The sequence below is a fragment of the Micromonospora sp. NPDC093277 genome (assembly GCF_044765245.1).
GTDB lineage: Bacteria > Actinomycetota > Actinomycetes > Mycobacteriales > Micromonosporaceae > Micromonospora.
In genome coordinates, this window is record NZ_JBIWJO010000001.1 from 916,808 (window position 1) to 941,534 (window position 24,727).

Annotated in this window: 22 protein-coding genes; 16 read left to right on the forward strand and 6 right to left on the reverse strand. The window is 72.8% G+C overall.

Annotated features, from left to right (window positions below; translation table 11 throughout):
* Positions 1-124: 124 nt before the first annotated feature.
* Positions 125-1,588, forward strand: coding sequence for a GTPase HflX (hflX, locus tag ACIRG9_RS04210; protein WP_402849834.1), 1,464 nt, complete (start codon positions 125-127; stop codon positions 1,586-1,588).
* Between the two features lie 50 nt (positions 1,589-1,638).
* Entirely contained in the window at positions 1,639-3,249 is a 1,611-nt protein-coding gene (locus ACIRG9_RS04215) for a hypothetical protein (RefSeq protein WP_402849837.1), read from the forward strand.
* A gap of 123 nt (positions 3,250-3,372) precedes the next feature.
* On the opposite strand, the gene lexA is transcribed toward ACIRG9_RS04215, so the two are convergent.
* A complete protein-coding gene (gene lexA / locus ACIRG9_RS04220) occupies positions 3,373-4,155 on the reverse strand; it encodes a transcriptional repressor LexA (RefSeq protein ID WP_402849839.1) in 783 nt (260 codons plus the stop codon).
* A 559-nt stretch (positions 4,156-4,714) separates the two neighbouring features.
* Between lexA and nrdR the strand changes: the two genes are divergently transcribed.
* The 4 genes from nrdR (at position 4,715) to ACIRG9_RS04240 (ending at position 9,981) form a co-directional block, all read left to right on the forward strand.
* Positions 4,715-5,215 carry a transcriptional regulator NrdR gene (gene nrdR, locus ACIRG9_RS04225; protein ID WP_402849842.1) on the forward strand — a complete coding sequence of 167 codons (501 nt, stop codon included), beginning with the start codon at positions 4,715-4,717 and terminating at the stop codon, positions 5,213-5,215.
* Between the two features lie 66 nt (positions 5,216-5,281).
* Positions 5,282-8,122 (forward strand): vitamin B12-dependent ribonucleotide reductase, encoded by a 2,841-nt coding sequence (locus tag ACIRG9_RS04230; RefSeq protein ID WP_402849845.1) that lies wholly within the window; start codon positions 5,282-5,284, stop codon positions 8,120-8,122.
* 194 nt (positions 8,123-8,316) lie between these two features.
* Positions 8,317-9,042 carry a hypothetical protein gene (locus ACIRG9_RS04235; RefSeq protein ID WP_402849848.1) on the forward strand — a complete coding sequence of 242 codons (726 nt, stop codon included), beginning with the start codon at positions 8,317-8,319 and terminating at the stop codon, positions 9,040-9,042.
* On the forward strand, positions 9,043-9,981 hold the full coding sequence (locus ACIRG9_RS04240; protein WP_402849851.1) for a DUF2332 domain-containing protein: 939 nt from the start codon (positions 9,043-9,045) through the stop codon (positions 9,979-9,981).
* On the opposite strand, the gene ACIRG9_RS04245 is transcribed toward ACIRG9_RS04240, so the two are convergent.
* Entirely contained in the window at positions 9,965-10,480 is a 516-nt protein-coding gene (locus tag ACIRG9_RS04245; RefSeq protein WP_402849854.1) for a DUF6010 family protein, read from the reverse strand. The genes ACIRG9_RS04240 and ACIRG9_RS04245 overlap by 17 nt on opposite strands.
* Before the next feature lie 83 nt (positions 10,481-10,563).
* Here ACIRG9_RS04245 and ACIRG9_RS04250 point away from each other — a divergent pair, with 83 nt between their 5' ends.
* Positions 10,564-11,535, forward strand: a complete 972-nt coding sequence (locus tag ACIRG9_RS04250) for a GlxA family transcriptional regulator (RefSeq protein WP_402849857.1) — start codon at positions 10,564-10,566, stop codon at positions 11,533-11,535.
* A gap of 158 nt (positions 11,536-11,693) precedes the next feature.
* On the opposite strand, the gene ACIRG9_RS04255 is transcribed toward ACIRG9_RS04250, so the two are convergent.
* Positions 11,694-12,887: an RNA polymerase sigma factor gene (locus ACIRG9_RS04255; RefSeq protein WP_402850272.1), complete on the reverse strand. Its 1,194-nt coding sequence runs from the start codon at positions 12,885-12,887 to the stop codon at positions 11,694-11,696.
* Positions 12,888-12,952: 65 nt separating this feature from the next.
* Positions 12,953-13,294, reverse strand: coding sequence for a YciI family protein (locus ACIRG9_RS04260; protein ID WP_402849860.1), 342 nt, complete (start codon positions 13,292-13,294; stop codon positions 12,953-12,955).
* Positions 13,295-13,473: 179 nt separating this feature from the next.
* On the opposite strand from ACIRG9_RS04260, the gene ACIRG9_RS04265 reads away from it, so the two are divergent.
* The 5 genes from ACIRG9_RS04265 (at position 13,474) to ACIRG9_RS04285 (ending at position 17,034) form a co-directional block, all read left to right on the forward strand.
* Positions 13,474-14,325 (forward strand): hypothetical protein, encoded by an 852-nt coding sequence (locus ACIRG9_RS04265; protein WP_402849863.1) that lies wholly within the window; start codon positions 13,474-13,476, stop codon positions 14,323-14,325.
* 79 nt (positions 14,326-14,404) lie between these two features.
* Positions 14,405-15,058, forward strand: a complete 654-nt coding sequence (locus ACIRG9_RS04270; RefSeq protein ID WP_402849866.1) for a class I SAM-dependent DNA methyltransferase — start codon at positions 14,405-14,407, stop codon at positions 15,056-15,058.
* Positions 15,055-16,032, forward strand: coding sequence for an asparaginase (locus ACIRG9_RS04275; protein ID WP_402849869.1), 978 nt, complete (start codon positions 15,055-15,057; stop codon positions 16,030-16,032). Before ACIRG9_RS04270 ends, ACIRG9_RS04275 begins: the two co-directional genes overlap by 4 nt.
* Before the next feature lie 127 nt (positions 16,033-16,159).
* Positions 16,160-16,402 (forward strand): DUF5522 domain-containing protein, encoded by a 243-nt coding sequence (locus tag ACIRG9_RS04280; protein ID WP_402849872.1) that lies wholly within the window; start codon positions 16,160-16,162, stop codon positions 16,400-16,402.
* Between the two features lie 83 nt (positions 16,403-16,485).
* Positions 16,486-17,034, forward strand: coding sequence for a hypothetical protein (locus tag ACIRG9_RS04285; protein WP_402849875.1), 549 nt, complete (start codon positions 16,486-16,488; stop codon positions 17,032-17,034).
* 60 nt (positions 17,035-17,094) lie between these two features.
* Here the strand turns inward: ACIRG9_RS04285 and ACIRG9_RS04290 are convergent, their stop codons facing one another.
* A complete protein-coding gene (locus tag ACIRG9_RS04290) occupies positions 17,095-17,784 on the reverse strand; it encodes a metal-dependent transcriptional regulator (RefSeq protein WP_402849877.1) in 690 nt (229 codons plus the stop codon).
* A 169-nt stretch (positions 17,785-17,953) separates the two neighbouring features.
* On the opposite strand from ACIRG9_RS04290, the gene ACIRG9_RS04295 reads away from it, so the two are divergent.
* From ACIRG9_RS04295 to ACIRG9_RS04305, 3 genes are read left to right on the forward strand one after another with little or no spacing between them, the layout of a single operon-like run.
* Positions 17,954-18,811 carry a sulfurtransferase gene (locus tag ACIRG9_RS04295; RefSeq protein ID WP_402849880.1) on the forward strand — a complete coding sequence of 286 codons (858 nt, stop codon included), beginning with the start codon at positions 17,954-17,956 and terminating at the stop codon, positions 18,809-18,811.
* A 48-nt stretch (positions 18,812-18,859) separates the two neighbouring features.
* Positions 18,860-20,041 carry an acetoin utilization protein AcuC gene (locus ACIRG9_RS04300; RefSeq protein ID WP_402849882.1) on the forward strand — a complete coding sequence of 394 codons (1,182 nt, stop codon included), beginning with the start codon at positions 18,860-18,862 and terminating at the stop codon, positions 20,039-20,041.
* 24 nt (positions 20,042-20,065) lie between these two features.
* Positions 20,066-22,621: a GNAT family N-acetyltransferase gene (locus ACIRG9_RS04305; RefSeq protein ID WP_402849885.1), complete on the forward strand. Its 2,556-nt coding sequence runs from the start codon at positions 20,066-20,068 to the stop codon at positions 22,619-22,621.
* Between the two features lie 52 nt (positions 22,622-22,673).
* Here ACIRG9_RS04305 and sigB read toward each other — a convergent pair whose 3' ends face one another.
* A complete protein-coding gene (sigB, locus tag ACIRG9_RS04310) occupies positions 22,674-23,711 on the reverse strand; it encodes an RNA polymerase sigma factor SigB (RefSeq protein ID WP_402849888.1) in 1,038 nt (345 codons plus the stop codon).
* 221 nt (positions 23,712-23,932) lie between these two features.
* On the opposite strand from sigB, the gene ACIRG9_RS04315 reads away from it, so the two are divergent.
* Positions 23,933-24,703 (forward strand): sporulation protein, encoded by a 771-nt coding sequence (locus ACIRG9_RS04315; protein WP_402849891.1) that lies wholly within the window; start codon positions 23,933-23,935, stop codon positions 24,701-24,703.
* Positions 24,704-24,727: the final 24 nt, after the last annotated feature.

Here is a 24,727-nt window from a genome sequence, read left to right on the forward strand (position 1 = left end):
GCCCCGCTACCGGTTAGTAGCGCCACGGGCATATTGCGGGTGCGCCGAGCGTTGCCACATGTCAGGATTGCACGTACGCGCCGGAAACCACCCGGCGGAGGACATAACGGACAGGAGACGCAGCTTGCGAGAGCAGGAGACCTTCGTTCCCTACGAGGACGACGAGCTCGACGCCACCACCGGCGAGTACGAGCTGTCGGAGCGGCAGGCGCTGCGGCGGGTCCCCGGCCTCTCCACCGAACTCACCGACATCACCGAGGTCGAATACCGCCAGCTCCGGCTGGAGCGGGTCGTCCTGGTGGGCGTCTGGACCGAGGGGACCCAGGCGGACGCCGACAACAGCCTCACCGAGCTGGCGGCGCTGGCCGAGACGGCCGGCTCGCAGGTGCTCGAAGGGCTGATCCAGCGCCGCAACCGGCCCGATCCCGCCACGTACATCGGTCGCGGCAAGGTCGACGACCTGGGTGCGGTGGTGCTCGCCACCGGCGCCGACACGGTGATCTGCGACGGAGAGCTGTCCCCGTCCCAGCTGCGTAACCTGGAGCAGCGCACCAAGGTCAAGGTGGTCGACCGGACGGCCCTGATCCTCGACATCTTCGCCCAGCACGCCAAGAGCCGCGAGGGCAAGGCGCAGGTCGAGCTGGCCCAGCTCGAATACCTGCTGCCGAGGCTGCGCGGCTGGGGTGAGACGCTCTCCCGGCAGACCGGTGGTAGCGGTCGCGGCGGCGGCGCCGGCGGCGGAGTGGGTCTGCGCGGTCCCGGTGAGACCAAGCTGGAGACCGACCGGCGCCGGATTCGGCACCGGATCGCCAAGCTGCGCCGCGAGATCAAGAGCATGACCACGGTACGCCACACCAAGCGGGCCCGCCGCTCGCGCAACGCGGTGCCCGCGGTGGCCATCGCCGGCTACACCAACGCCGGCAAGTCCAGCCTGCTCAACCGGCTCACCGGGGCGGGCGTGCTGGTGGAGAACGCGCTGTTCGCCACCCTGGATCCGACCACCCGCAGAGCCACCACCGCGGACGGCCGGCTCTACACCTTCTCCGACACGGTCGGCTTCGTCCGGCACCTGCCGCACCAGATCGTCGAGGCGTTCCGTTCGACGCTGGAGGAGGTCGCCGACGCCGACCTGGTGGTGCACGTGGTCGACGGCACCCACCCGGACCCGGAGGAGCAGGTGCGCGCGGTCCGCGAGGTGCTCGCCGAGGTGGGCGCCGACCGGCTGCCCGAGCTGCTGGTGGTCAACAAGACCGACGCGGCCGACGAGGAGGCGCTGCTGCGGCTCAAGCGGCTCTGGCCGGACGCCGTCCTGGTCTCCGCGCACACCGGTCGCGGCATCGACGAACTGCGCGAGGCGGTCGAGCAGGGGCTGCCCCGCCCGGCGGTCGAGATCCGGGCGGTCCTCCCGTACGACCGGGGCGACCTGGTGGCCCGGGTGCACCGGCAGGGCGAGGTGCTGAGCACCTCCCACCTGCCCGAGGGCACGCTGCTGCACGTACGGGTGAGCGAGGCGCTCGCCGCCGAACTGGTCGCCTACCGCGCCGGTGACCGGCTCGTCGGCGAGGAGGCGGTCGGCGCCGGCCGGTGAGCCGTCCGGCGTCACCCGCCGGAATCCGCGGACATGCGACACTTGGCCACATGCGGCTCGCTGTCTCTTCGGTCACGATCGCGCTGGGCCTCGTCGGCGCGATCGTGGCGCCGCCAGGGCTGGTCCTGGCGGCCCCCGCCGCAGCCCCCGTGCCGGCCGCGGCGCCCAAGAAGAAGTGCACGGTCGAGGACAAACGGCTGCGTGAGTTGTCCGGTCTCGTCGCCACCGGCAGCGGCTACGTGGTGATCAACGACAGCAGCGAACAGGACAGCCGCAAGCGGGTCTTCTTCCTCAACAGCAAGTGCGCGGTCTCGGACGAGGTCCGCTACTCGGGCGCCGGGCCGTACGACACCGAGGACCTGGCCCTCGCCCCGGACGGCAAGACCCTCTGGATCGGCGACATCGGCGACAACATCACCAGCAAGACCCGCCGGGAGCGGGTCGCCGTCTGGACCATGCCGCTGGACGGCTCGAAGCAGCCCGTGTTGCACCGGCTGTCGTACCCGGAGAAGAAGCCGCACGACGCCGAGGCGCTGCTCATCGGCGACGACAACCTGCCGCTGATCATCACCAAGGACCCGTCCGGCAAGGCGGAGATCTTCAAGCCCGGGGCGAAGCTCAAGTCGGGTGACACCGACCCGGTGCCGATGACGAAGGTCGGCGAGGTCACCGTCCCGAAGACGACCACCGAGAACAAACTCGGCGCGCTCGGCCGGATGACGGTCACCGGCGCGGCCCGCTCGCCCGACGGCAGCAAGGTCGTCCTGCGCACCTACGCGGACGCCTTCGAGTACAACGTCACTGACGGTGACATCATCGGCGCGCTGACCAGCGGCACGCCGCGAGCCACCCCGCTCGCCGACCCGTTCGGCGAGGCGATCTCCTACACACCGGACGGCAAGCTGTTCGTCACCGTCTCCGACGGCGGTCAGATGGACAGCTCCGATCCGATCGAGATTCTCAGCTACACCCCGTCCACCGGTGGCGTCGAGACGCTGCCGAACGCCGGCAAGGACACGACCGAGCCGGCCGCGCAGAAATCCTGGATCGAGGGACTGACCCTGAACGAGATCACGTACCTGATCGCGGCGGTGGGGGTGATCGGCGCGCTGATGGTCGGCGCCGGCATCTTCGGCATCCTGCGTGCCCGCCGCAGGCCCGCGCCGGTCGAGGAGCCGGCCGGCGGACCGGGGCGCGGCAACGAGATGCCCCGCAACGGCGTCCCACCGCGTGGCGGCGCTCCGCAGGGCGGCGTCTACGGCGGTGGCGGCGGCTACGGTGGCGGCGCCCCGGCGAACGGCGCCCCCGGCCGACCGTCGTCCGGCGGCGGCCGTCCCCAGGGCGGCGGCGGTCGCGGTGGCGGCGGCTACGGTGGCGGCCCGCAGCGCGGTGGCGGTGGTGGTCGACCGGGCGGTGGCGGTGGCGGTGGCGGTGTCTACGGCGGCGGTGGCCGTCCGCAGGGCGGCGGCGTGTACGGCGGCGGTCCGCAGGGCGGGGGCGGCCCGCAGGGCGGCGGCATGTACGGCGGCGGGCGTGCCGAGCCGCCGCGTCGGGAGCCCGACCACCGGGACCCGCGCGCCAGCCAACGCGGCGGCTACGACGACCGGGGACAGTACGGGCCGGTTTCGGGCAGCCGGGAGTACCGGGGCGACCGCTACTGAGCCCGCCCCGTGTCACGCTCCGGGCGGCAGTTGGGCCTCGGACGGGCCGGTTCGCACCAGGAATCCCTCCTGGCAGTCGCGAGATGCGGGTGACCGCCCTGTGGGCGGTCACCCGATCGCGGATCAGATCCGGCGCAGCACGGCGACCACGCGACCCATGATGGTGGCGTCGTCGCCGGGAATCGGGTCGAATGCCGGGTTCTGCGGCATCAGCCAGACGTGCCCGTCGCGGCGCCGGTAGGTCTTCACGGTCGCCTCGCCGTCGAGCATGGCGGCCACGATGTCGCCGACCTCGGCGTTGGGCTGCTGCCGGACGACCACCCAGTCGCCGTCGCAGATGGCCGCGTCGAGCATCGAGTCGCCCTTGACCTGGAGCATGAAGACCTCGCCCTCACCGACCAGCTCGCGGGGGAGGGGGAAGATGTCCTCCACCGCCTGCTCGGCGAGGATCGGGCCACCGGCGGCGATCCGGCCCAGCATCGGCACGTACGCCGGGGTGGGTCGCTGCGCGCGGGTCGCCTCGTCGTCGACGTCGGCCGGGGCGCGGACGTCCACCGCGCGCGGCCGGTTCGGGTCGCGGCGCAGGAAGCCCTTCTTCTCCAGTTCCTTGAGCTGATAGGCGACGCTGGACGGGGAGACCAGGCCGACCGCCTCGCCGATCTCCCGCACGCTCGGCGGGTAGCCGTGGCGCTCCACCCAGGTGCGGATGAACTCCAGGATCCGCCGCTGCCGGGCGGTCAGGTCGACCGTCGTCGGGTCGGGAAAGCTGCTCACCACCGGCGTGACCGGGCGCACGGCGGGCTGGGCCGCCCGGCTGCGCGCGGCGCGGGGTCGGCGGGTCGCCGGCGGACCCGCCCCGTCGATCGGCTGCGGGTTCTTCTGCCGGCTGGCCCGGTCCTCGGTCACGTCCGTCCTCCCTGGTCGGCGCTGGGTGCCTCGTCGGCTCGTGGTGCGTGCTCAGGTGGTGCTGTCGACCCGGTCCGCCGCGACACGCCGCGTCCGGTCGTTGTTGACCGTATAGGTGAGATCGGCCATTTTCAAACATCTGTACGACCTGTTGTCGGCGTGTCGCGGTGAAATCCTGGATTTCCGAACGCCTGTTCTGCTAATAGTACGTGGCCCTCGAACGAGTGTTCGATCCGTGAAAGGCGGGTCGAGGGTGGTCGGTAACCGTCCCGGGCGCCAGCCGTTGGGTCTTCGGTGGCCGGGAGGGGGTGGTTCGAGTGGGTGATGCGCATGACGCGCCGGACACGCGCGCCGACTTGATTTCGCTTGGGCGACGGCATACGGTCGACCCCTAGATGTAGTAGTCACATGGGCGTAAGTCGCCTACAGGTTGGGTTCGGCTACCGACCGCACTCCCGTACAGTCGACCGCCGGCGACCATCGGAACGATGGTTTCGTCGCGGTCACGCGTGCCCGGGAGCCGGTCGGCGTGCCCATGGTTGGTCAAGGAGGTCAGGCGATGCGGTGTCCGTACTGCCGGTACGCCGACTCTCGGGTCGTCGACTCGCGGGAGGCCGACGATGGCCAGCTCATCCGGCGGCGGCGAGCCTGCCCGGAGTGTGGCAAGCGGTTCACCACCGTCGAGGAGGCGGTGCTCGCGGTGGTCAAGCGCAGCGGGGTGACCGAGCCGTTCAGCCGCACCAAGATCATCGGTGGGGTACGCAAGGCGTGCCAGGGTCGGCCGGTCGACGACGACTCCATCGCGCTGCTGGCGCAGAAGGTCGAGGAGACCGTGCGGGCCAAGGGGGCCGCCGAGCTCCCCAGCCACGAGGTCGGGCTGGCCATCCTCGGCCCGCTGCGCGACCTGGACGAGGTGGCCTACCTGCGGTTCGCCAGCGTCTACCGGTCCTTCGACTCGCTCGCCGACTTCGAGCGGGAGATCGAGACGCTGCGCGCCGCCGCGCGCGCCCGCGAGGGCGCCGAGGCCGAGCCGGCCGAGGTCGCCGGCCGGACCAGCTGAGTTTTTACGGGTTTCTGACAGATTGGGACGCGCGGTGGGTGACCGCGCAACGAGGGGGGCGACGTCGTGACGACAAGCAAGTCGCGGAACAAGGCCGGGGCAGGGCTGAAGATCGAACGCGTCTGGACGACCGAGGGGGTGCACCCCTACGACGAGGTCGCCTGGGAGCGCCGCGACGTCGTGATGACGAACTGGCGGGACGGCTCGATCAACTTCGAGCAGCGCGGGGTGGAGTTCCCCGAGTCCTGGAGTGTCAACGCGGCCAACATCGTGACCACCAAGTACTTCCGGGGCGCGGTGGGGACCCCGGGGCGGGAGTGGTCGCTCAAGCAGCTGATCGACCGGGTGGTCGGCACCTACCGCACCGCCGGTGAGGAGTACGGCTACTTCGCCGCCCCCGCCGACGCGGAGGTCTTCGCGCACGAGCTGACCTGGATGCTGCTGCACCAGGTGTTCAGCTTCAACTCGCCGGTCTGGTTCAACGTGGGCACGCCGTCCCCGCAGCAGGTCAGCGCGTGCTTCATCCTGGCCGTCGACGACTCGATGGACTCCATCCTCGACTGGTACAAGGAGGAGGGGCTGATCTTCCAGGGCGGCTCCGGCTCCGGCGCCAACCTGTCCCGGATCCGGTCCTCGAAGGAGCTGCTCTCCTCTGGTGGCACCGCCTCCGGCCCGGTCAGCTTCATGCGCGGCGCGGACGCCAGCGCGGGGACCATCAAGTCCGGCGGTGCCACCCGGCGTGCGGCCAAGATGGTCATCCTTGACGTGGACCACCCGGACATCGAGGAGTTCGTGGTCACCAAGGCGCGCGAGGAGGACAAGATCCGCGCGCTGCGGGACGCCGGCTTCGACATGGACCTGGGCGGCTCCGACATCGTCAGCGTGCAGTACCAGAACGCCAACAACTCGGTCCGGGTCTCCGACGAGTTCATGACCGCGGTGGAGAACGGCGGCACCTTCGACCTGCGCGGCCGACTCGACGGGCAGACCATCGAGACCGTCGACGCCAAGAAGCTCTTCCGCACCATCTCCCAGGCCGCCTGGGAGTGCGCCGACCCCGGCCTCCAGTACGACGACACCATCAACGACTGGCACACCTGCCCGGAGACCGGGCGGATCACCGCGTCGAACCCGTGCTCGGAGTACCTGCACCTGGACAACTCCTCGTGCAACCTGGCCTCGCTGAACCTGATCAAGTTCATGCGCGCCGACGGCGGCTTCGAGGTGGAGAAGTTCGTCAAGTCGGTCGAGATGGTCATCACCGCGATGGACATCTCGATCTGCTTCGCCGACTTCCCGACCGAGAAGATCGGGGAAACCACCCGCGCCTACCGGCAGCTCGGCATCGGGTACGCCAACCTGGGCGCGCTGCTGATGGCCTCCGGCCTGCCGTACGACTCGGAGCAGGGCCGGGAGGTCGCCGCGGCGATCACCTCGCTGATGACCGGCACGGCGTACCGCCGCTCGGCCGAGCTGGCCGGCATCGTCGGCGCGTACGACGGCTACGCCCGCAACGCCGAGGCGCACAAGCGGGTCATGCGCAAGCACGCCGCCGCCAACGACGGGATCAAGCCGACCGGCACGGTGGCCACCGCCGTCCAGCGCGAGGCCACGAAGCAGTGGACCCTGGGCAACAAGGTCGGTGACAAGTTCGGCTGGCGGAACTCGCAGGCCAGCGTGCTCGCCCCGACCGGCACCATCGGCCTGATGATGGACTGCGACACCACCGGTGTCGAGCCGGACCTGGCCCTGGTCAAGTTCAAGAAGCTGGTCGGCGGCGGCTCGATGCAGATCGTCAACCAGACCGTGCCGCGCGCCCTGCGCAGCCTCGGCTACCCCGAGGAGCAGGTCGAGGCGATCGTCGAGCACATCGCCGACCACGGCCACGTGGTGGACGCTCCCGGCCTCAAGCCGGAGCACTACCCGGTCTTCGACTGCGCCATGGGCGAGCGGTCCATCGCGCCGATGGGCCACGTGCGGATGATGGCGGCCGTCCAGCCGTTCATCTCCGGCGCGATCTCCAAGACGGTCAACATGCCGGAGCAGGCGACCGTCGAGGACGTCGAGAAGATCTACTTCGAGGGCTGGAAGCTCGGCCTGAAGGCGCTGGCGATCTACCGGGACAACTGCAAGGTCGGCCAGCCGCTCTCCGCCGCCAAGCCGAACAAGGCGGTGGAGCCGGTGGCGGAGCCCGCGAAGGTCGTCGAGTACCGGCCGGTGCGCAAGCGGCTGCCGAAGAAGCGCCCGTCGGAGACGATCTCCTTCTCGGTCGGCGGCGCCGAGGGCTACCTCACCGCCTCGTCGTACCCGGACGACGGCCTCGGCGAGGTCTTCCTCAAGATGTCGAAGCAGGGCTCGACCCTGGCCGGCGTGATGGACGCCTTCTCGGTGGCCATCTCCATCGGCCTCCAGTACGGCGTCCCGCTGGAGACGTACGTCAGCAAGTTCACCAACATGCGCTTCGAGCCGGCCGGCATGACCGACGACCCGGACGTGCGGATGGCGGCCTCGGTGATGGACTACATCTTCCGTCGCCTGGCCCTGGACTTCCTGCCGTACGACCGCCGTGCGGAGTTGGGCATCTTCACCGCCAAGGAGCGGGCCGCCCAGCTCCAGGCCGAGGCGGAGGCGGAGGCGAACGCCGCCGACTTCACCGCGATGGCCTCCTCCGCCCCGGTTGCGACGCCCGAGCCGAAGACCGGCGCGGTCGTCCAGCCGAAGCAGGAGGTTGTGGACGCGGTCGTCGTCAAGCCGGCGCCGTCGGTGGGCTCCAGCACCGAGCTGCTGGAGGCCGTGATCGGCAAGGCCGCCGACGCGCCGCTCTGCTTCACCTGCGGTACGAAGATGCGGCCGGCCGGCAGCTGCTACGTCTGCGAGGGCTGCGGCTCCACCAGCGGCTGCAGCTGAAGATCTAGCGTTCAGGTGTCCCCTGGGCTGGGCGAGTGGCCTGGCCCAGGGAGACGCCCTGTCGTGACCGCCTGCTCAGCTGGCGGCACAGCCGGAACGACCCAGGGAACAGTGAGTCACCGTGACTCATGTGTGATCCACCCCACCCGGCCCTCGGGTCAGTGGCGGCGCGGATGCTTCCATAGACTGCGGTCATGGCGATCTCGCCGCCGGTCGTGGCGGAGTTCGGCACGGAACTCACGGCGCTCGGCTGGGTCAGCGGGCTTCTGGTCGCGGGATCGTTGGCGACCGGCGACTACCTGCCCCGGGTCAGCGACCTCGACCTGGTGGCCCTGGTCGACGGCCCGGTCGACGCGGCCCGGCAGGGCGCACTCACCGATCTGCACCGTCGCCTCGACGCAGGCGTCGGCGTCGGCCTCAACCTGGGCTGCGTCTACGTCGACACCACGACTGCCATCGATGTCCAGCTGCGGCATCCGACCTGGACCCACGGGCAGCTCGTCGAGCGCATCCTCTCCGGCATCACCCGGGCCGAGCTGGTACGCCACGGGTACGCGATCTTCGGCCCCGCACCCCGCGACGTCTTCCCGCCGATGAGCGCCGACGACGTACGCGCGGCGGCCCGCGCCGAGGTCACCGGATACTGGGCCTGGGCCGCCCGGCGTCCCTGGCTGTGGTGGGATCCCGTCATCGCCGACCTCGGTCTCACCTCGATGGCCCGGGGACGCCACGCCCTCGCCAACGGCGAACTGCTCACCAAGACCGCCGCCATCCAGCGGGCCGACGCCCCGGCCTGGCTGATCGACCAGCTCGCCGCCAGGCGCCGCGGGGAAAGCGTCTCCTCGCCCCGGCTCCGCACCGCCCTGATCGCGTGGCGCGACGCCCGCCGGACCGTTGCCCGGACACGAAGGGAGCAATGAATGACGACGATCGCGGCCAGGTATGCCAGGTTCGCCGCCCAAGAGGCACACGGGGTGTCACCCGCGTACGAGCGGCTGGCCCTGGCGGTGTCCCAGGACGACAAGCTGCTCGCCCTGCTGGAGACGCTCCCGCCCGCCAAGCGGCAGCCGAACCTGCTGTTCTCCGTGGTCCGGCTCCTCGGTGGCCCGGTCGAGGATCCCGCCGCGTTCCGCGACTACGTGGTGGCGAACTGGGCGGCGATCGATCCGGAGGTCCGTACCCGGTGGACGCAGACGAACGAGCCCGGGCGGTGCGCCGTACTGCTGCCGGTGCTGGCCGCGCTGCCGCAGCCGCTCGCGTTGCTGGAGGTCGGTGCCTCTGCCGGCCTGTGCCTCTACCCCGACCGCTACGCCTACCGCTACGGCGACCAACTGCTCGGCGCGGGCGAACCGGTCCTCGACTGCGTGGCCACCGGCGTGCCGCTGCCGGATCGTCGACCCGAGGTGGTGTGGCGGGCCGGCCTGGATCTGAACCCGCTCGACGTGACCGACCCGGCGGACGCGGCCTGGTTGGACTCCCTCATCTGGCCGGAGCACACCCACCGGCATGCCCGGTTGCGGGCCGCGGCGGCGATCGCGGCGGCCGATCCTCCGTTGCTCGTCCGCGGCGACGTGGTGGACGACCTGCCGGCGTTGGCCGCGCAGGCGCCGGCCGACGCCACCCTGGTGGTGTTCCACAGTTCGGTGCTCTACCTGGTGCCCGAGCCCCGCCGCGCCGCGTTCGTCGAGCTGGTACGCGGGCTGCCCGGCCACTGGGTCGCGAACGAGGGCTCGGAGGTGCTGGGCTACGACGGGCTGCCGGAGCCGCCGAGCGAGGCGCACCACAACGTGCTCGCGCTGGACGGGAAGCCGCTCGCCTGGACCCGCGGACACGGCCAGGCGATCATCTGGTTCGGGTAGCGCCGCCGCCGTTCGGGGCGCCGGCCGTCCGACGGCACGCCGGATCGCCGTCCCCCGGCGAGCCCGCGCCCGGGCGCGGCGCGGCACGCCTCATCCTCGCCGAGGAGGACGGCAGCCACCGCCATACCAGTTCCGTCACCGACCGGCCGCCGGTGAACGCCCAGAGGGCGATGACCGGGTCGCAGATGGCGCAGCCGTGGGAGGAGTCGGGCAGGACCGGGATGATCGGTGCGCCCTTCAGGTGATGGGCGACGTCCCAGGCGGTGTGCAGCAGCCACCCGATCCCGATCCACGTCCACGACTTCAGGCCCCGCCAGGCCACGTACGCCGTCAGCGCGACGAAGGGGAACTCCCAGACCCCGAGGCCGCCGCCGCTGAGGTACGCCGCGCCGGCCCCGCCCACCATGATCGCGTTGACGGTGCGGCGGTGCGGTTCGCGGATGAACGCGTTGAGGCAGACGTAGAGGAGGCCGATGAGCACTGGCGCGAGGATGGTCATGGTGGCCGATTCTGGGGCCCGGCCGGGGCGTCCGGCAGGGGCCGGCGTGCCAACCGTCGACGGATTCCCGCCAGGATGGACGCATGCATCAGGTGGTGGTCCTGGCCTATGACGGTGTGGTCCCGTTCGACCTGTCCGTGCCGGTCGAGGTGTTCGGCCGGGCCCGGCTCGCCGACGGCGGACCGGCCTACGCGGTGCGCGTCTGCGCCGTGACGGACGAGGTCCGGGCCGGCGCGGTCAGCCTCCGGGTGCCGTACGACCTCTCCGCGCTGGCCGACGCCGACACGGTCGTCGTGCCGGGGGTGGCCGATCTCGACGTGCCGGTGCCGGCGGCGATCCTGGACGCGCTCGCGGGCGCTTCGGCCCGGTTGTTGTCGATCTGCACTGGCGCTTTCGTGCTGGCCGCCGCGGGACGGCTCGACGGCCGGCGGGCGGCCACCCACTGGGCCGCCGCGGCCGAACTGGCCCGCCGGCATCCCGCCGTCACCGTCGACCCCGGCGTGCTGTTCGTCGCGGACGGGCCGGTGTTGACGTCGGCCGGCGCGGCGGCCGGCCTCGACCTCTGCCTGCACGTGGTGCGCGGCGACCACGGCGCGACGGTCGCCGCGGACACCGCGCGGAGCTGCGTCATGCCGCTGGAGCGCGCCGGTGGTCAGGCGCAGTTCATCGCGTACGAGCCGCCCGCACCGGCCGGGCACGGCCTGCAACCGCTGCTGGACTGGCTGACCGACAACCTGCACCGCCCGCTCACCCTGGCCGACATCGCCGCACACGCCTCGATGAGTACGCGCTCCCTCAGCCGCCGTTTCCGCGATCAGATCGGCACCACGCCCGTGCAGTGGCTCAACCGGCAGCGGATCCGCCGCGCCCAGCAACTGCTGGAACGCACCGACCACCCGGTCGAACGGGTTGGCACCCTCGTCGGCTTCACCTCGCCCACGGCCTTCCGCGAGTCCTTCCGCCAACTCGTCGGCGTCCCACCCCGCGCCTACCGCACCGTCTTCCCACCCGCGCCCCGCCCTGCCCTCGCCCCGCCCCGGCCTCGCCGATCATGAAGTTGCCACCCCGCCCTCTTGATCAACTCCCTATGCGGCATGTTGTGGTCACAGCGGGCTGCGAGACCACCTGTTGCCGCACACGGAGTTGATCTCGACGTCGGGGAGGGGCGGCAGGTGGTTTGCCGCGACATGCCGGGGTGGCAACAACTTCATGGTCAACGGGGGGTGGGCGTGGTGAGGGAGGCCAGGCGGGTGGCGAGGAAGGCGCGTTCGGCCTCGTTGTCGACCAGGCCCAGCGCCGAGCGGTAAGCGTCCGCTGCCTCCCGCGGGCGGTCGAGGCGACACAGCAGGTCGGCGCGGATCGCCGGGAGATAGTGGTAGCCGGCCAGCCGCGGGTCTCCCGCGAGGGCGTCGACCTCGGCGAGAGCCGCCGCGGGGCCGTCGGCCATCGACAGCGCCACGGCCCGGTTGAGTGCGACGACCGGGGACGGCCAGCGTTTCAACAGTTCGTCATAGAGGCGTACCACCTGGGGCCAGTCGGTCGCGGCGTAGCTGGGCGCGACGGCGTGCAGCGAGGCGATGGCGGCCTGGAGCGCGTACCGGCCGACGCGGCCGGTCCGGAACGCGCCGAGGACCAGACGGTTGCCCTCCTCGATGGCCGGCCGGTCCCAGGCGGACCGGTCCTGGTCCTCGAGCCGGAGCAGACGCCCGTCCGGATCGGTACGGGTGGCCCGGCGGGCGTCGGTGAGCAGCAGCAACGCGAGCAGGCCGCGGACCTCCGGCTCGTCGGGCATCAGGGTGAGCAGCATCCGGGTCAGGTGCAGGGCACGGTCGACCAGGTCGGCGCGGACCAGGTCGCCACCGGTCGGCGCGGTGTGCCCGGTGGTGTACAGCAGGTGGATCACGGACAGCACCGCGTCCAGCCGCTCGGTCAGCTCGGCGGCCTCGGGCACCCGGTACGGGATCCGGGCCGCGGCGATCTTCTTCTTGGCCCGGGTGACCCGGGCGGCCATCGTCGGCTCGGAGACGAGGAACGCCCGGGCGATGTCGCCGGTGCTCACCCCGCACACCAGGCGCAGGGTCAGCGCCACCTGGGCCTCCCGGGCCAGCGCCGGATGACAGCAGGTGAAGACCAGCCGCAGCCGGTCGTCGGGCACCGCGTCCTCGCCTGGCTCGTCCACCATCTCGGCCTCCACCGGCTCCACGAGCAGGGGCATCTTCGACCGGAACACCTTGTCCCGGCGCAGCACGTCGAGGGCCTTCCGCTTGGCCGTGGCGGTCAGCCAGGCGCCGGGCTTGTCGGGTACGCCGTCCCTGGCCCAGGCGGCCAGCGCGGCCACGTAGGCGTCCTGGACGCACTCCTCGGCGACGTCGAGATCGCCGGCGACGCGCGCCGTCGCGGCGAGCACGAAGGCCCACTCGCGACGGTGCGCGTCCGCCACGGCTCGTTCGGCCGCGGCCGTCCCGGCCTCGGTCACTCGGCCGGCGGGACGAACAGCGGCCGGACCTCGACGCCGCCGTCGATGGTGGCCGGGTTCAGCTTGGCGATCTTCAGGGCCACGTCCAGGTCGGGTGCCTCCAGGACGAAGAACCCGGCGACGACCTCCTTGGCCTCGATGAACGGGCCGTCGGTGACAAGGTCGCCGCGGATCGCCGTGGCGGTGGTGCTGGGCTGCAGCGCGAACCCCGTGACGATCTTGCCGCCCAGCTCGTCGACCTGCGCCGGGTACCGCTCCAGCAGCGCCAGGTAGTCGGGCGTGATCTCCATCGGGTCGGCCGGCGCGGGCGAGTAGATCAGGACTGCGTACTGGGCCATCGGATTCTCCTCAGGTTTGCGTTTCTCTCTTCTGTCTCACCGACGCACGGGTACCGCCCGATTCGACAACACCCCGGGGAAATTTTTTCGCCCGGGTTCGACCTCGGGGGACCGCAGGGGCAGCGAATGCTCACATACGATCCCCTCCGGGCGCGTCCGGCGACACGGCGAAGGCGGCTATGGCGATCAACGATGAGCGCGGCGGGCGCGGCACCACCACAACCGGGCACGTGCCCATCACGCTGCCCGTTGATCCGGCACCCCGTCGGCGGCGGGTCACCGTTGTGGCGGTGACGGCCATCGTCGCCCTGGCGCTCACCAGCGGCTGTTCTCTCCGGCGACCGGCGCCCGACCAGGCGGCACCCGAATCCCCGGCAGCCGCGGAGACGCCGGCGGACGGGTCTGTCACCGTGCCCTGGGTGTCGGCGATGGTGGCTCGAAGCGGCACCGACATCACCGTGTACAGCGGTCCGGGCGACGTTTGGTGCAAGGAGCTCTGGCAGCCGCAGGCCACGATCAGCGAGCAGCAGGACGCCCACGTGATCGTCTCGGTGAACGCCCGCATCATCGACGCGGTCGACTGCGCCTCCAGCGGTAACGTCGTTCCCCTCGTCGTCTCGCTGTCGAAGCCGCTCGGCGACCGGGTGCTCCGCGACGCCGCAACCGGATCGACCCCGCCGATCTACTCCGAGCGCGAGCTGCCGGACCTGCGCTCGAACAAGCGGTGGAGTCCGTTCCCGTCACACTGGATGTCGCCCGAGAGAAGCTGGCATCAGGGCTACAACGGCCCTGAGGGCTTGGTGCTGCTCGTGAACGCGCAGCGCACCACGGACGTGGTCCTTCCCGACAGCGCCGGGACCGTCACGATCGGCTCGCGTCAGGGCATCGCCACCGGTGATCCGGCAAGGGCCTGGACCGTGTGGTGGGAGGTCGGCGAGATGACCTACTCCCTGCGGCTGTCGCCGGCCGAGGGCGGCACGTCCACGCTGAAGCAGTTCAAGCAGGAGCTCGCCGCTCTGCGCTGGAGCTGAGCGTGGCCGAGGTCGGGGCGGGAAGCGCCCCCGGGGTGCGGGCCGCGACGGAACCGGCCGTTGACTAAGGTCGACCGGCGTGACCGAACCGACCTGGCTGACCGAGACCCGTGCCGCGTACGACACCGTCGCCGTGGACTACGCGCGACTGATCCCCGATGTGGTGGAGGGCCCGCTCGACCGGGGCATGCTGACCGCGTTCGCCGAGCAGGTCGGGCCCGGCCGGTCGGTGCTGGAGGTCGGTTGCGGGACCGGCCGGATCACCGCCCACCTGCGTGACCTCGGGGTGGACGTGTCCGGCGTCGACCTGTCGCCGGGAATGATCGAAGTGGCCCGCCGAAGCTACCCGGAGCTGCGCTTCGAGGTCGGCTCGATGACCGCGCTGGCGCAGCCCGACGCCGGGCTGGCCGGGCTCGTCGCCTGGTACTCGATCATCCATCTGCCGCCGGAGCTGCTGCCCGACGTGTTCGCCGAGTTCCACCGGGTGCTCGCCCCGGGCGGTCGGCTCCTGCTCGGCCTGAAGGCCGGGGACCGACGGGTCCGCCTCGAGCAGGCGTACGGGCACACCGTCGCGTACGACGTGCACTGGCTGCCGCCGGACCGGGTCGCCGACCAGCTCGCCGCGGCCGGCCTGAAGGTGCGGGCCAAGCTGGTCCGCGAGGCGGAGGGCCGGGAGAAGGGACCGCAGGCGATCCTGCTGGCGGAGCGGCCGGACGGGACGGCGGACCGGTGACCGTCGCGCTGTTCACCCTCGGCGGCACGATCGCCATGGCCGGGAGTGCCGGTCAGGGCGTGGTCAACCGGCTCACCGGGGCCCAGCTCACCGCCGCCGTGCCGGGGCTCGCCGACGTCCCGCTCGACGTGCACGACGTGCGGGCGGTGCCGAGCGCCGCGCTGACGTACCAGCAGGTCCTGGACCTGGTCGACGCGGCGGTGGCGGCGGTGGCGGCCGGGGCGACCGGCACGGTGGTCACCCAGGGCACCGACAGCCTGGAGGAGACCGCGTTCCTGGCCGACCTGGTCTGGCCGCATCCGGCGCCGCTGGTGCTCACCGGGGCGATGCGCAACCCCACCCTCGCCGGCCCGGACGGCCCGGCGAACCTGCTCGCCGCCGCCCGGGTCGCCGCCGCGCCGGATGCGCGCGACCTCGGCGTGCTGGTGGCGTTCAACGACGAGATCCACGCCGCGCGGCACGTCCGCAAGACCCACAGCACCAGTACGGCCACCTTCGCCTCGCCCAACGCCGGCCCGCTCGGCCACGTCATCGAGGGGGAGGTACGTCTGCTCACCCGGCCGTCCCGGCGTGCCCCGCTGCCGGCGGTGGACGCCGACCGGCTCGCCGCCACCCGGGTGGCGCTGCACACCGTCACCCTCGACGACGACGTGGCGCTGCTCGACGCGCTCGCCAGGAACCTGGACGGGCTGGTGGTGGCCGGCTTCGGGGTGGGGCACGTGCCGCCGGACTTCGCCCCGGCGCTCGGCGCGCTGGCCGAACGGATGCCGGTGGTGCTCGCCTCGCGGACCGGCGCCGGGTCGGTGCTGCGGCACACGTACGGGGCGGTCGGCTCGGAGAGCGACCTGCTCCGGCGGGGGCTGATCTGTGGCGGGTTGCTCGACCCGTACAAGGCGAAAGTGCTGCTGCGGCTCCTGTTGGCCGGCGGCGCCGGCCACGCCACGATCACCGACGCCTTCCAGCGGTACGGCTGAGTCAGGTCCGCCGCGCCCAAGATCCACACAGCATTCGGGAAGTTGCTGCGTCCTGGTGTGCGGAGGCAGCAACTCCGGGGACGTTGTGCGCCCGAGCGTGGGCGAACGGCCTCCGTAGACTCGGGCGGTGAGCGGAGAGCGGCGACCCTTGGCGGAGCGGGCGTTGACCGAGCCGCACCCGTCCCGGCTGTCGGCCGAGCACCCGCAGCGGGAGCGGATCCTGGCCGCGCACGGGGCCGCGCTGGCCGTTGGGGAGGCCGGCTACCTCGACCCGGAGACCGGGCTCTTCGTGCTCACCGCCGGCTTTCTCGCCCGCCGGGGCACCTGCTGTGGGCGAGGCTGCCGGCACTGTCCGTACGTGGACGAATGACGACTTCCCTCGCAAGCGGGCACGCCGTACGGTGTCCGACGGACATCCGGCGGGTTCCCGTCAACGACTGCGGAGGTCTCCACGTGCACGCCCGGATCTGGCTCGCCGCTTCGGCCATACTCTTGACCGCCGGCTGCGCCGCGGAGGCCACCCCGGTGGCGTTGCCGGCGGCGGCACCGAAGCCGGTCGAGGCGGCCGCCGCCTCCTCGGGCGGCGCCTGCCGCCTGCTCGACTTCGGGGTGATCGCCAAGCACACCGGGGCCCGGTTCGACGTGGCCGCCTCGGTGGAGCGGGGCGACACGCACACCTGCGTGCTCCGCGCCGAGGCCGCCCTCCTGCCGGAGCTGACCCTCAGCGTCACCGAGACGTCGATCGACACATCAGGTTTCACCCAGGACGTGCTGCCCAGGGGGGCCACCAAGGTCACCAAGCTGGGGAAGGTCGCCTACCGCCACCACCTGCCGAAGACCGGCAAGGTCGGCCCGGTGGCCGAGGTGAGCTGGCTCGCCACCGAGGGGCGGCTGGCCACCCTGCGCTGGACCTGCCCCAACGGTACCGACACGGCCGAGGCCGAGAAGATGACCGGCAAGCTGGTCAACCTGGCAAAGGCGGTGGACACCCGCCAGCTGTGACCGGCGGGGTCGGCGGCGAGCCCCGACCGGGCGGGGTTGGCGAGCGACGTCGGCCGACGGTCAGTGGGCCGCGACGAACACCCGGGAGGCCACCTCGCGGGGCAGGCGGATCCGGTCGCCGGAACGGTCGATGGAGACGCCGTCGCGTTCCTGCGCCACGGTCACCGTCGCGCCCGGGTCCACGCCGGCCGCGTGCAGTTGCCGGAGCACGTCCGCGTCGGTCTGCACGCTCTCGCAGATCCGGCGCACCACGACCGGACCGGAGAGACCGGGGAAGGCGAGGTTGCGTTCGGTCTCCGTGGACTCGGCCGCCGGCTGGCCCGGCTCGCCCAGCTCCTCCAGCCCCGGGATCGGGTTACCGTACGGCGAGCGGGTGGGGCGGTTGAGCAGGTTGTAGACCCGCTTCTCCACCGCGTCGCTCATCACGTGCTCCCACCGGCAGGCCTCCTCGTGGGCCTCCTCGTAGGGCATCCCGATCACGTTCACCAGCAGCAGCTCGGCCAGCCGGTGCTTGCGCATGACCGCCACGGCGGTGTCGCGGCCCTGCGGGGTGAGCGACAGCTGCCGGTCGCCCTCGACGGTGAGCAGCCCGTCCCGTTCCATCCGGGCGACGGTCTGGCTGACGGTAGGCCCGCTCTGCCGCAGCCGCTCCGCGATCCGGGCCCGCAACGGTGGCACCCCCTCCTCCTCCAGCTCGAGGATGGTGCGCAGATACATCTCGGTCGTATCGACCAAGTCGTGCCTATTCACTTTCATCCCCTTTGCCCGAAGGTGGTGAAAGTAACTTCACCGTCGGTCGTATCGACCAGGTCATGCTTCACGTCACGGCCCTCCAGATCGTCGATGCTACCCCGGACCACCGACAGTCGGCCGCTGGTGAATCTTGGGGTCGCTGCCCGGATGGTGTTGACTGGACCGCATGCCCGGAACCGCAGACCTGCTGGTCGAGCCCGACCGGCTCGCCGCCGAGCTGGACCAGGTCGACCCGCCCACCCTGCTCGATGTCCGCTGGCGGCTCGCCGGGCCGCCCGGCCGGGACGACTACGCCGCCGGCCACCTGCCCGGCGCCGTCTACGTCGACCTGGACACCGAGCTCTGCGGCCGGCCGGGCGCCGCCGGCCGGCACCCGCTGCCCGACCCGGCCGTCCTCCAGGCCGCGCTGCGCGCCGCCGGGGTCCGCGCCGGTCACCCCGTCGTGGTGTACGACGGCGGCGACGGCATGTCCGCCGCCCGAGCCTGGTGGACGCTGCGCTGGGCCGGCCACCGGGCGGTCCGGGTGCTGCACGGCGGCTTCCCCGCCTGGGTCGCCGCCGGACTGCCGGTCTCCACCGCGCCGCCCACCCCGACGCCCGGCGACGTGTCCGTCACGCCCGGGGAGCTGCCGGTGCTCGACGCCGGGGAGGCCGCCCGGCTGGCCGCCGCCGAGACCGGAGTGCTGCTCGACGTGCGGGCCGCCCCGCGCTACCGGGGCGAGGCCGAGCCGATCGACCCGGTCGCCGGGCACGTGCCGGGCGCGGTCAACCTGCCCGCGCCGGAGTACGTCACCGACGGCCGGTTCCCCGCCACCGAGGCGCTGCGCCAGCGGTTCGCCGCCGCCGGGGTCGCGGCGGACGCGCCCGTCGGGGCGTACTGCGGCTCCGGGGTGACCGCCGCGCAGGCGGTCCTGGCGCTGCACCTGGCCGGCCGCCCGGACGCCGCCCTGTACGTCGGCTCGTGGAGCAACTGGGTGGCCGACCCGGACCGTCCGGTCGCCACCGATGGGCCTCCCGGCCACTGACCAGCACGTGCGACGGGCGTGCTCAGCACCGCGTGCGACCATGGCCCCATGGCCGACGACACGGTGGTGGTGTGGGACGAGGCCCTGCTCGCCTACGACATGGGTGACCATCCGCTCGACCCGGTCCGGGTCGAGCTGACCATGGCGCTCGCCCGCGAGCTCGGTGTGCTCGACCGGCCCGGGGTCCGGCTGGTCAAGCCGGAGCCGGCCGACGACGAGCTGCTGACCCGGGTGCACGACCCGCGCTACCTGGACGCGGTGCGGGCCGCGCCCCGCGACCCGCTCTTCGCCGGCTTCGGGTTGGGCACCTCGGACAACCCCGTCTTCGACGGCATGCACGAGGCCAGCGCGCTCATCGCCGGGGCGAGCGTGGCCGCGGCCGAGGCGGTATGGCGCGGAGAGGCCCGCCGTGCGGTCAACGTGGCCGGCGGGCTGCACCACGCCATGCCGGCCCGCGCCTCCGGGTTCTGCGTCTACAACGACCCGGCGGTGGCCATCGCCCGCCTGCTCGACCTCGGTGCGGAACGGATCGCGTACGTGGACGTCGACGTGCACCACGGCGACGGCGTGCAGGAGATCTTCTACCACGATCCCCGGGTGCTCACGGTGAGCCTGCACGAGACCCCGCTCGCGCTCTTCCCCGGCACCGGGTTCCCCGACGAGACCGGCGGCCCGGGCGCGGAGGGCAGCGCGGTCAACCTGCCGCTCCCGCCCGGCGTGGGCGACGCCGGCTGGCAGCGCGCGTTCCACGCCGTCGTACCGTCGGTGCTGCGGGCGTTCCGGCCCCAACTGCTGGTCACCCAGTGCGGGGCGGACGGCCACCGGCTCGACCCCCTCGCGGACCTGCACCTCTCGGTGGACGGACAGCGGGCCACCTACCAGGCGCTGCGGGCGCTCGCCGACGAGCTGTGCGACGGCCGCTGGGTGGCGACCGGCGGCGGCGGGTACGCGCTGGTCCAGGTGGTGCCCCGGGCCTGGACGCACCTGCTCGCCGTGGCCACCGGGGAGCCGGTCGACCCGGCCGTGCTCACCCCGCCCGCCTGGCGGGAACTGGCGGCGAAGCGGCGCCCCGGCCACGAGGTGCCGCTGCGGATGACCGACGACGTCGACCCGGCGTACCAGCCGTGGCAGCCCAACGGCGAGCCGGACCCGGTGGGCCGGGCGATCGCGGCCACCCGACGAGCCGCCTTCCCGCTGCTCGGGCTCGACCCGCACGACCCGCGCGACTGACCGGGCGGCAGGGGAGGGCCGACCGTGACCACCGTCGAGCAACCGGTGGACGTGCTGCTCAGCGACGGCACGGCCGTCCAGCTGCGACAGATCCGTCCCGACGACGCCGCGGCGATCGTGGCGATGCACTCGCGCTTCTCCGAGCGCACCCGCTACCTGCGCTACTTCTCGCCGTACCCGCGCATCCCGGAGCGGGACCTGCGACGGTTCGTCAACGTCGACCACCGCGACCGGGAGGCGTTCGTGGTGCTGGCCGGCGACCGGATCGTCGCCGTCGGCCGGTACGAGCGGCTCGGCCCCGGGTCGCCGGAGGCCGAGGTGGCCTTCGTGGTGGAGGACGCGTACCAGGGCCGGGGGATCGGCTCGGTGCTGCTGGAACACCTGGCCGACGCGGCCCGCCGATTCGGCATCGTGCACTTCGTCGCCGAGGTGCTCCCGGCCAACGGGACGATGCTGCGGGTCTTCTCCGACTTCGGCTACCAGGTGCAGCGCCAGTACGCCGACGGCGTGGTGCACCTGAGCTTCCCGATCGCCCCCACCGAGGCGACGCTGGAGGTGCAGCGCGGCCGGGAGCACCGCACCGAGGCCCGGTCCATCTCCCGGCTGCTCGCGCCGCGGGGCATCGCCGTCTACGGGGCCAGCACCACCGGGCAGGGCGTCGGCGCGGCCCTGCTCGGGCACCTGCGCGACGGCGGGTTCACCGGCTCGATCGTCCCGGTGCACCCGAGCGCGGCGACCGTGGCCGGGCTGCCCGCGTACCCGTCGGCGGCCGACGCCGGACTCGACGTCGACCTGGCGGTGGTGGCGGTCGCGCCGGAGTCGGTGCCCGAGGTGGTCGCCGACGCCGCACGGGCCGGCGCGCACGGCCTGGTGGTGGTCTCGGCCGGGTTCGCCGAGGACGGGCCGGCGGGCGCCGCCGCCCAGCGCGCCCTGGTCCGCGCCGCCCACCTGGCCGGCATGCGGGTGGTCGGCCCGAACTGCCTCGGCGTCGCCAACACCGACCCGGCGGTACGCCTCAACGCCACCCTCGCCCCGGTGCTGCCCGCCCCCGGCCGGGTCGGGGTGTTCAGCCAGTCCGGCGCGTTCGGGGTGGCCCTGCTCGCCGAGGCGTCGCGCCGCGGGCTCGGCCTGTCCAGCTTCGTCTCCGCCGGCAACCGCGCCGACGTCTCCGGCAACGACCTGCTCCAGTACTGGCAGGACGATCCCGGCACCGACGTGATCACGCTCTACCTGGAGACCTTCGGCAACCCGCGCAAGTTCGCCCGGCTGGCCCGGCGGATCGGCCGGAGCAAACCGATCGTCGCGCTCGCCTCGCTGGCCCGCCCGCCCGGCCTCGGCGACGGGCCGGCGCTGGACGCCGTCGCGGTCAGCGCGCTCTTCGCCCAGTCCGGGGTGATCCGGGTGGACACCGTCTCCGAACTGCTCGACGTGGGCGTGCTCCTGGCCCACCAGCCGTTGCCGGCCGGTCGCCGGGTCGCCGTGGTCGGCAACTCGCCGGCGCTGACCGGGCTGGCCGCGATCGCGTGCGCGGCCCAGGGCCTCACCGTGGCCGACGGCTACCCGCACGACGTCGGCCCCCGGGTCGCCGCCGTCGAGTACGCCGCCGCGCTCGCCGCCGCCACCGCCGACGAACGGGTGGACGCCGTGGTGGCCGTCTTCGCGCCGCCGCTGCCTGGCCAGCTCACCGATCCGGAGGCCGACTTCACCGGTGCCCTGCCCGACGCGGCGGCCGTCGGCAAGCCGGTGGTGGCGACCTTCCTCGCCGGTCGGGTGCCGGCCGGGGTGCCGGCGTACCCGAGCGTGGAGGAGGCGGTGCGGGCGCTCGCCCGGGTCAGCACGTACGCCGACTGGCTGCGCCGCCCGCCCGGCCTGCTGCCCGAACTGGCCGGGGTGGACCGGGCGGCCGGGCAGGCGGCGCTGCGGGCCGACGGCGTGGATCCGGCGGGGCTGCTGCGGGCGTACGGGATCGACATGGTGGAGTCGGCGCCGGCGCGCTCGGCCGACGAGGCGGTGGCGGCGGCCGAGCGGCTCGGCTGGCCGGTCGCCCTCAAGGCCGCCGCTCCCGGGCTGCGGCACCGGCTGGACCTCGGCGCGGTCCGGCTCGACGTGGCGGACCCGGTCGCGCTGCGCCGCGCGTACGCCGAGATGTCCCCGGTCTTCGGCGCGGACGTCCTGGTCCAGCCGATGGTCGCGCCCGGCGTGGCCTGTGTGGTGGAGCTGGTGGAGGACCCGGCGTTCGGGCCGGTGGTCGGGTTCGGCCTGGGCGGCGTCGCCACCGAACTGCTCGGCGACCGGGCCTGGCGGGCGGTGCCGCTGACCGACCGGGACGCCGCCGAACTGGTCGACGAGCCCCGGGCGGCGCCGCTGCTGCGTGGCCACCGGGGCGCCGCGCCGGTGGACCGGGCGGCGCTGGTCGACCTGCTGCTGCGGGTCGGGCGGCTCGCCGACGAGCAGCACCGGGTCCGCTCGCTGGCCCTCAACCCGGTGCTGGCCCGCCCGGACGGCATCTCGGTGCTGCACGCCACCGTGCGCACCGGTGCCGAGGCCCCCCGCCCCGACACCGGCCCCCGCCGCTTGTAAGGAAGGGCACCCTGTTAACGCCTCCGCTATAGGAAGGGCCCCGCTCAACGCCTCAGCAGGCGTACGCCTCCAGGCGGTTGGCGCGCTCCGGGGCGCGCAGCTTCAGCAGCGTCACCTTCTCGATCTGCCGGATCCGCTCCCGGGACAGGCCGAACTCGCGGCCCACCTCGTCGAGGGTGCGCTGCCGGCCGTCGTCCAGGCCGAACCGCAGCCGGATGACCGCCTGCTCCCGCTGGGAGAGGGTGGCCAACACGATCCGTACCTCCTGGCGCAGCTCCCCGTTGGCGGCGATGTCGCCCGGCTCCTCGCGCGGGTCCACGGCGGCGACGAAGTCACCGAGCGCGCTCTCGCCGTCCTCGCCGACCGCCTGGTCCAGGCTCACCGGCTCCCGGTCGTACGAGATCAGCTCGATCACCTGGAACTCGGGGATGTCCAGCGCCTTGGCCACCTCGGCGACGGCGGGCTCCCGGCCCAGCGCGACGGAGAGCTCGCGGCGGACCCGGACCATCCGGTTGACCTGCTCGACCATGTGCACCGGGATACGGATGGTGCGGGCCTGGTCGGCCATGGCGCGGGTGATGGCCTGGCGGATCCACCAGGTGGCGTAGGTGGAGAACTTGTAGCCCTTGGTGTAGTCGAACTTCTCGACCGCGCGGATCAGGCCGAGGTTGCCCTCCTGGATGAGGTCGAGGAAGGCCATGCCCCGACCGGTGTAGCGCTTGGCGATGCTCACCACCAGCCGCAGGTTCGCCTCCAGCAGGTGGTCCTTGGCGGCGCGGCCCTCGGCCACGATCAGCTCCAGGTCGGCGCGCAGCTCGGCGGAGACCGGGGTGCAGGTGGAGAGCTTCTCCTCGGCGAAAAGGCCGGCCTCGATCCGCTTGCTCAGCTCGACCTCCTGCGCGGCGGTGAGCAGCTTGGTGCGGCCGATGCCGTTCAGGTACGCCCGGACCAGGTCGGTGGAGACGCCGCGCTCGTCGGTGGCGTCCAGGTCGGTCAGCGCGGTGTCCTGCTGGGTCGGGATTGCGGTGCCGAGCTCGGCGTCGATGGGGGCAGCCGGGCGGGTCTGGTGCTCGATCATCTGCTGTGCCATCTCTGTTCTCCCCGTATCCTTCGTGCCGCGTACCGGTTCCACGCCCTGTGCCGCAGCGGTGCCGGTGAGAACAGCTTGGCGGTCGGGGCGTAAAACGGGAGTGAGGCGATCGGGGAACCGACACCAATCCGTGCGGAATGCCCGGTGTCGCGGGCCGGATCCGGTTACCGTGCCAGCGACCGGCCGGCCGGGACCGGCGGCCCGGGCGATCGGAGGACGGGGTGGTCTTCAAGCGGCTCAGGCAGGCGATGGGGGCGGGCGGGCCGGCGGTGGAGACGGTGCTGGGCGACCCAAACTGCCGCCCCGGCGGCCACCTCGAGGGCCGCGTCCAGCTGCTCGGCGGGGAGCACCCGGTGGAGGTGACCCACGTGGCGCTCGGCCTGGCCACCCGGGTCGAGGTGGAGAGCGGCGACGCCGGGTACGACACCACCCAGGAGTTCGGCCGGGCGCACGCCACGGGCGCGTTCCGGCTGGACCCGGGGCAGCGGTACGACGTGCCGTTCCGGTTCGAGGTGCCCTGGGAGACGCCGCTGACCGAGCTGTCCGGACAGCACCTGCCGGTCATGACGATGCGGCTGCGGACCGAGTTGGCGGTGGCCGGCGCGGTCGACCAGAGCGACCTGGACCCGGTGTCGGTGCATCCGCTGCCGGCCCAGGAGCGGCTGCTGGCGGCGTTGCTGCGACTGGGCTTCCGGTTCACCCGGGCCGGCGTCGAACGCGGGCACCTCTACGGCGTGCACCAGACGCTGCCGTTCTATCAGGAGATCGAGTTCCTCCCGGCGCCGCGGTACGCCGACGTGATCAACCAGTTGGCGGTCATCTTCGTCACCGACCCGCAGCAGATGCGGGTGCTGCTGGAGGTCGACCGTCCGGGCAACCGGTTCACCGCGGGCGGAGAGGCCTTCGGCCGCCTGACGGTCGACCACGCCACCGCCGACCAGACCGACTGGCCCACCCACCTGGACACCTACCTGCGCAGATCCCTCTCCTGATCCCGCCCGGCCGCGTTGATCAAG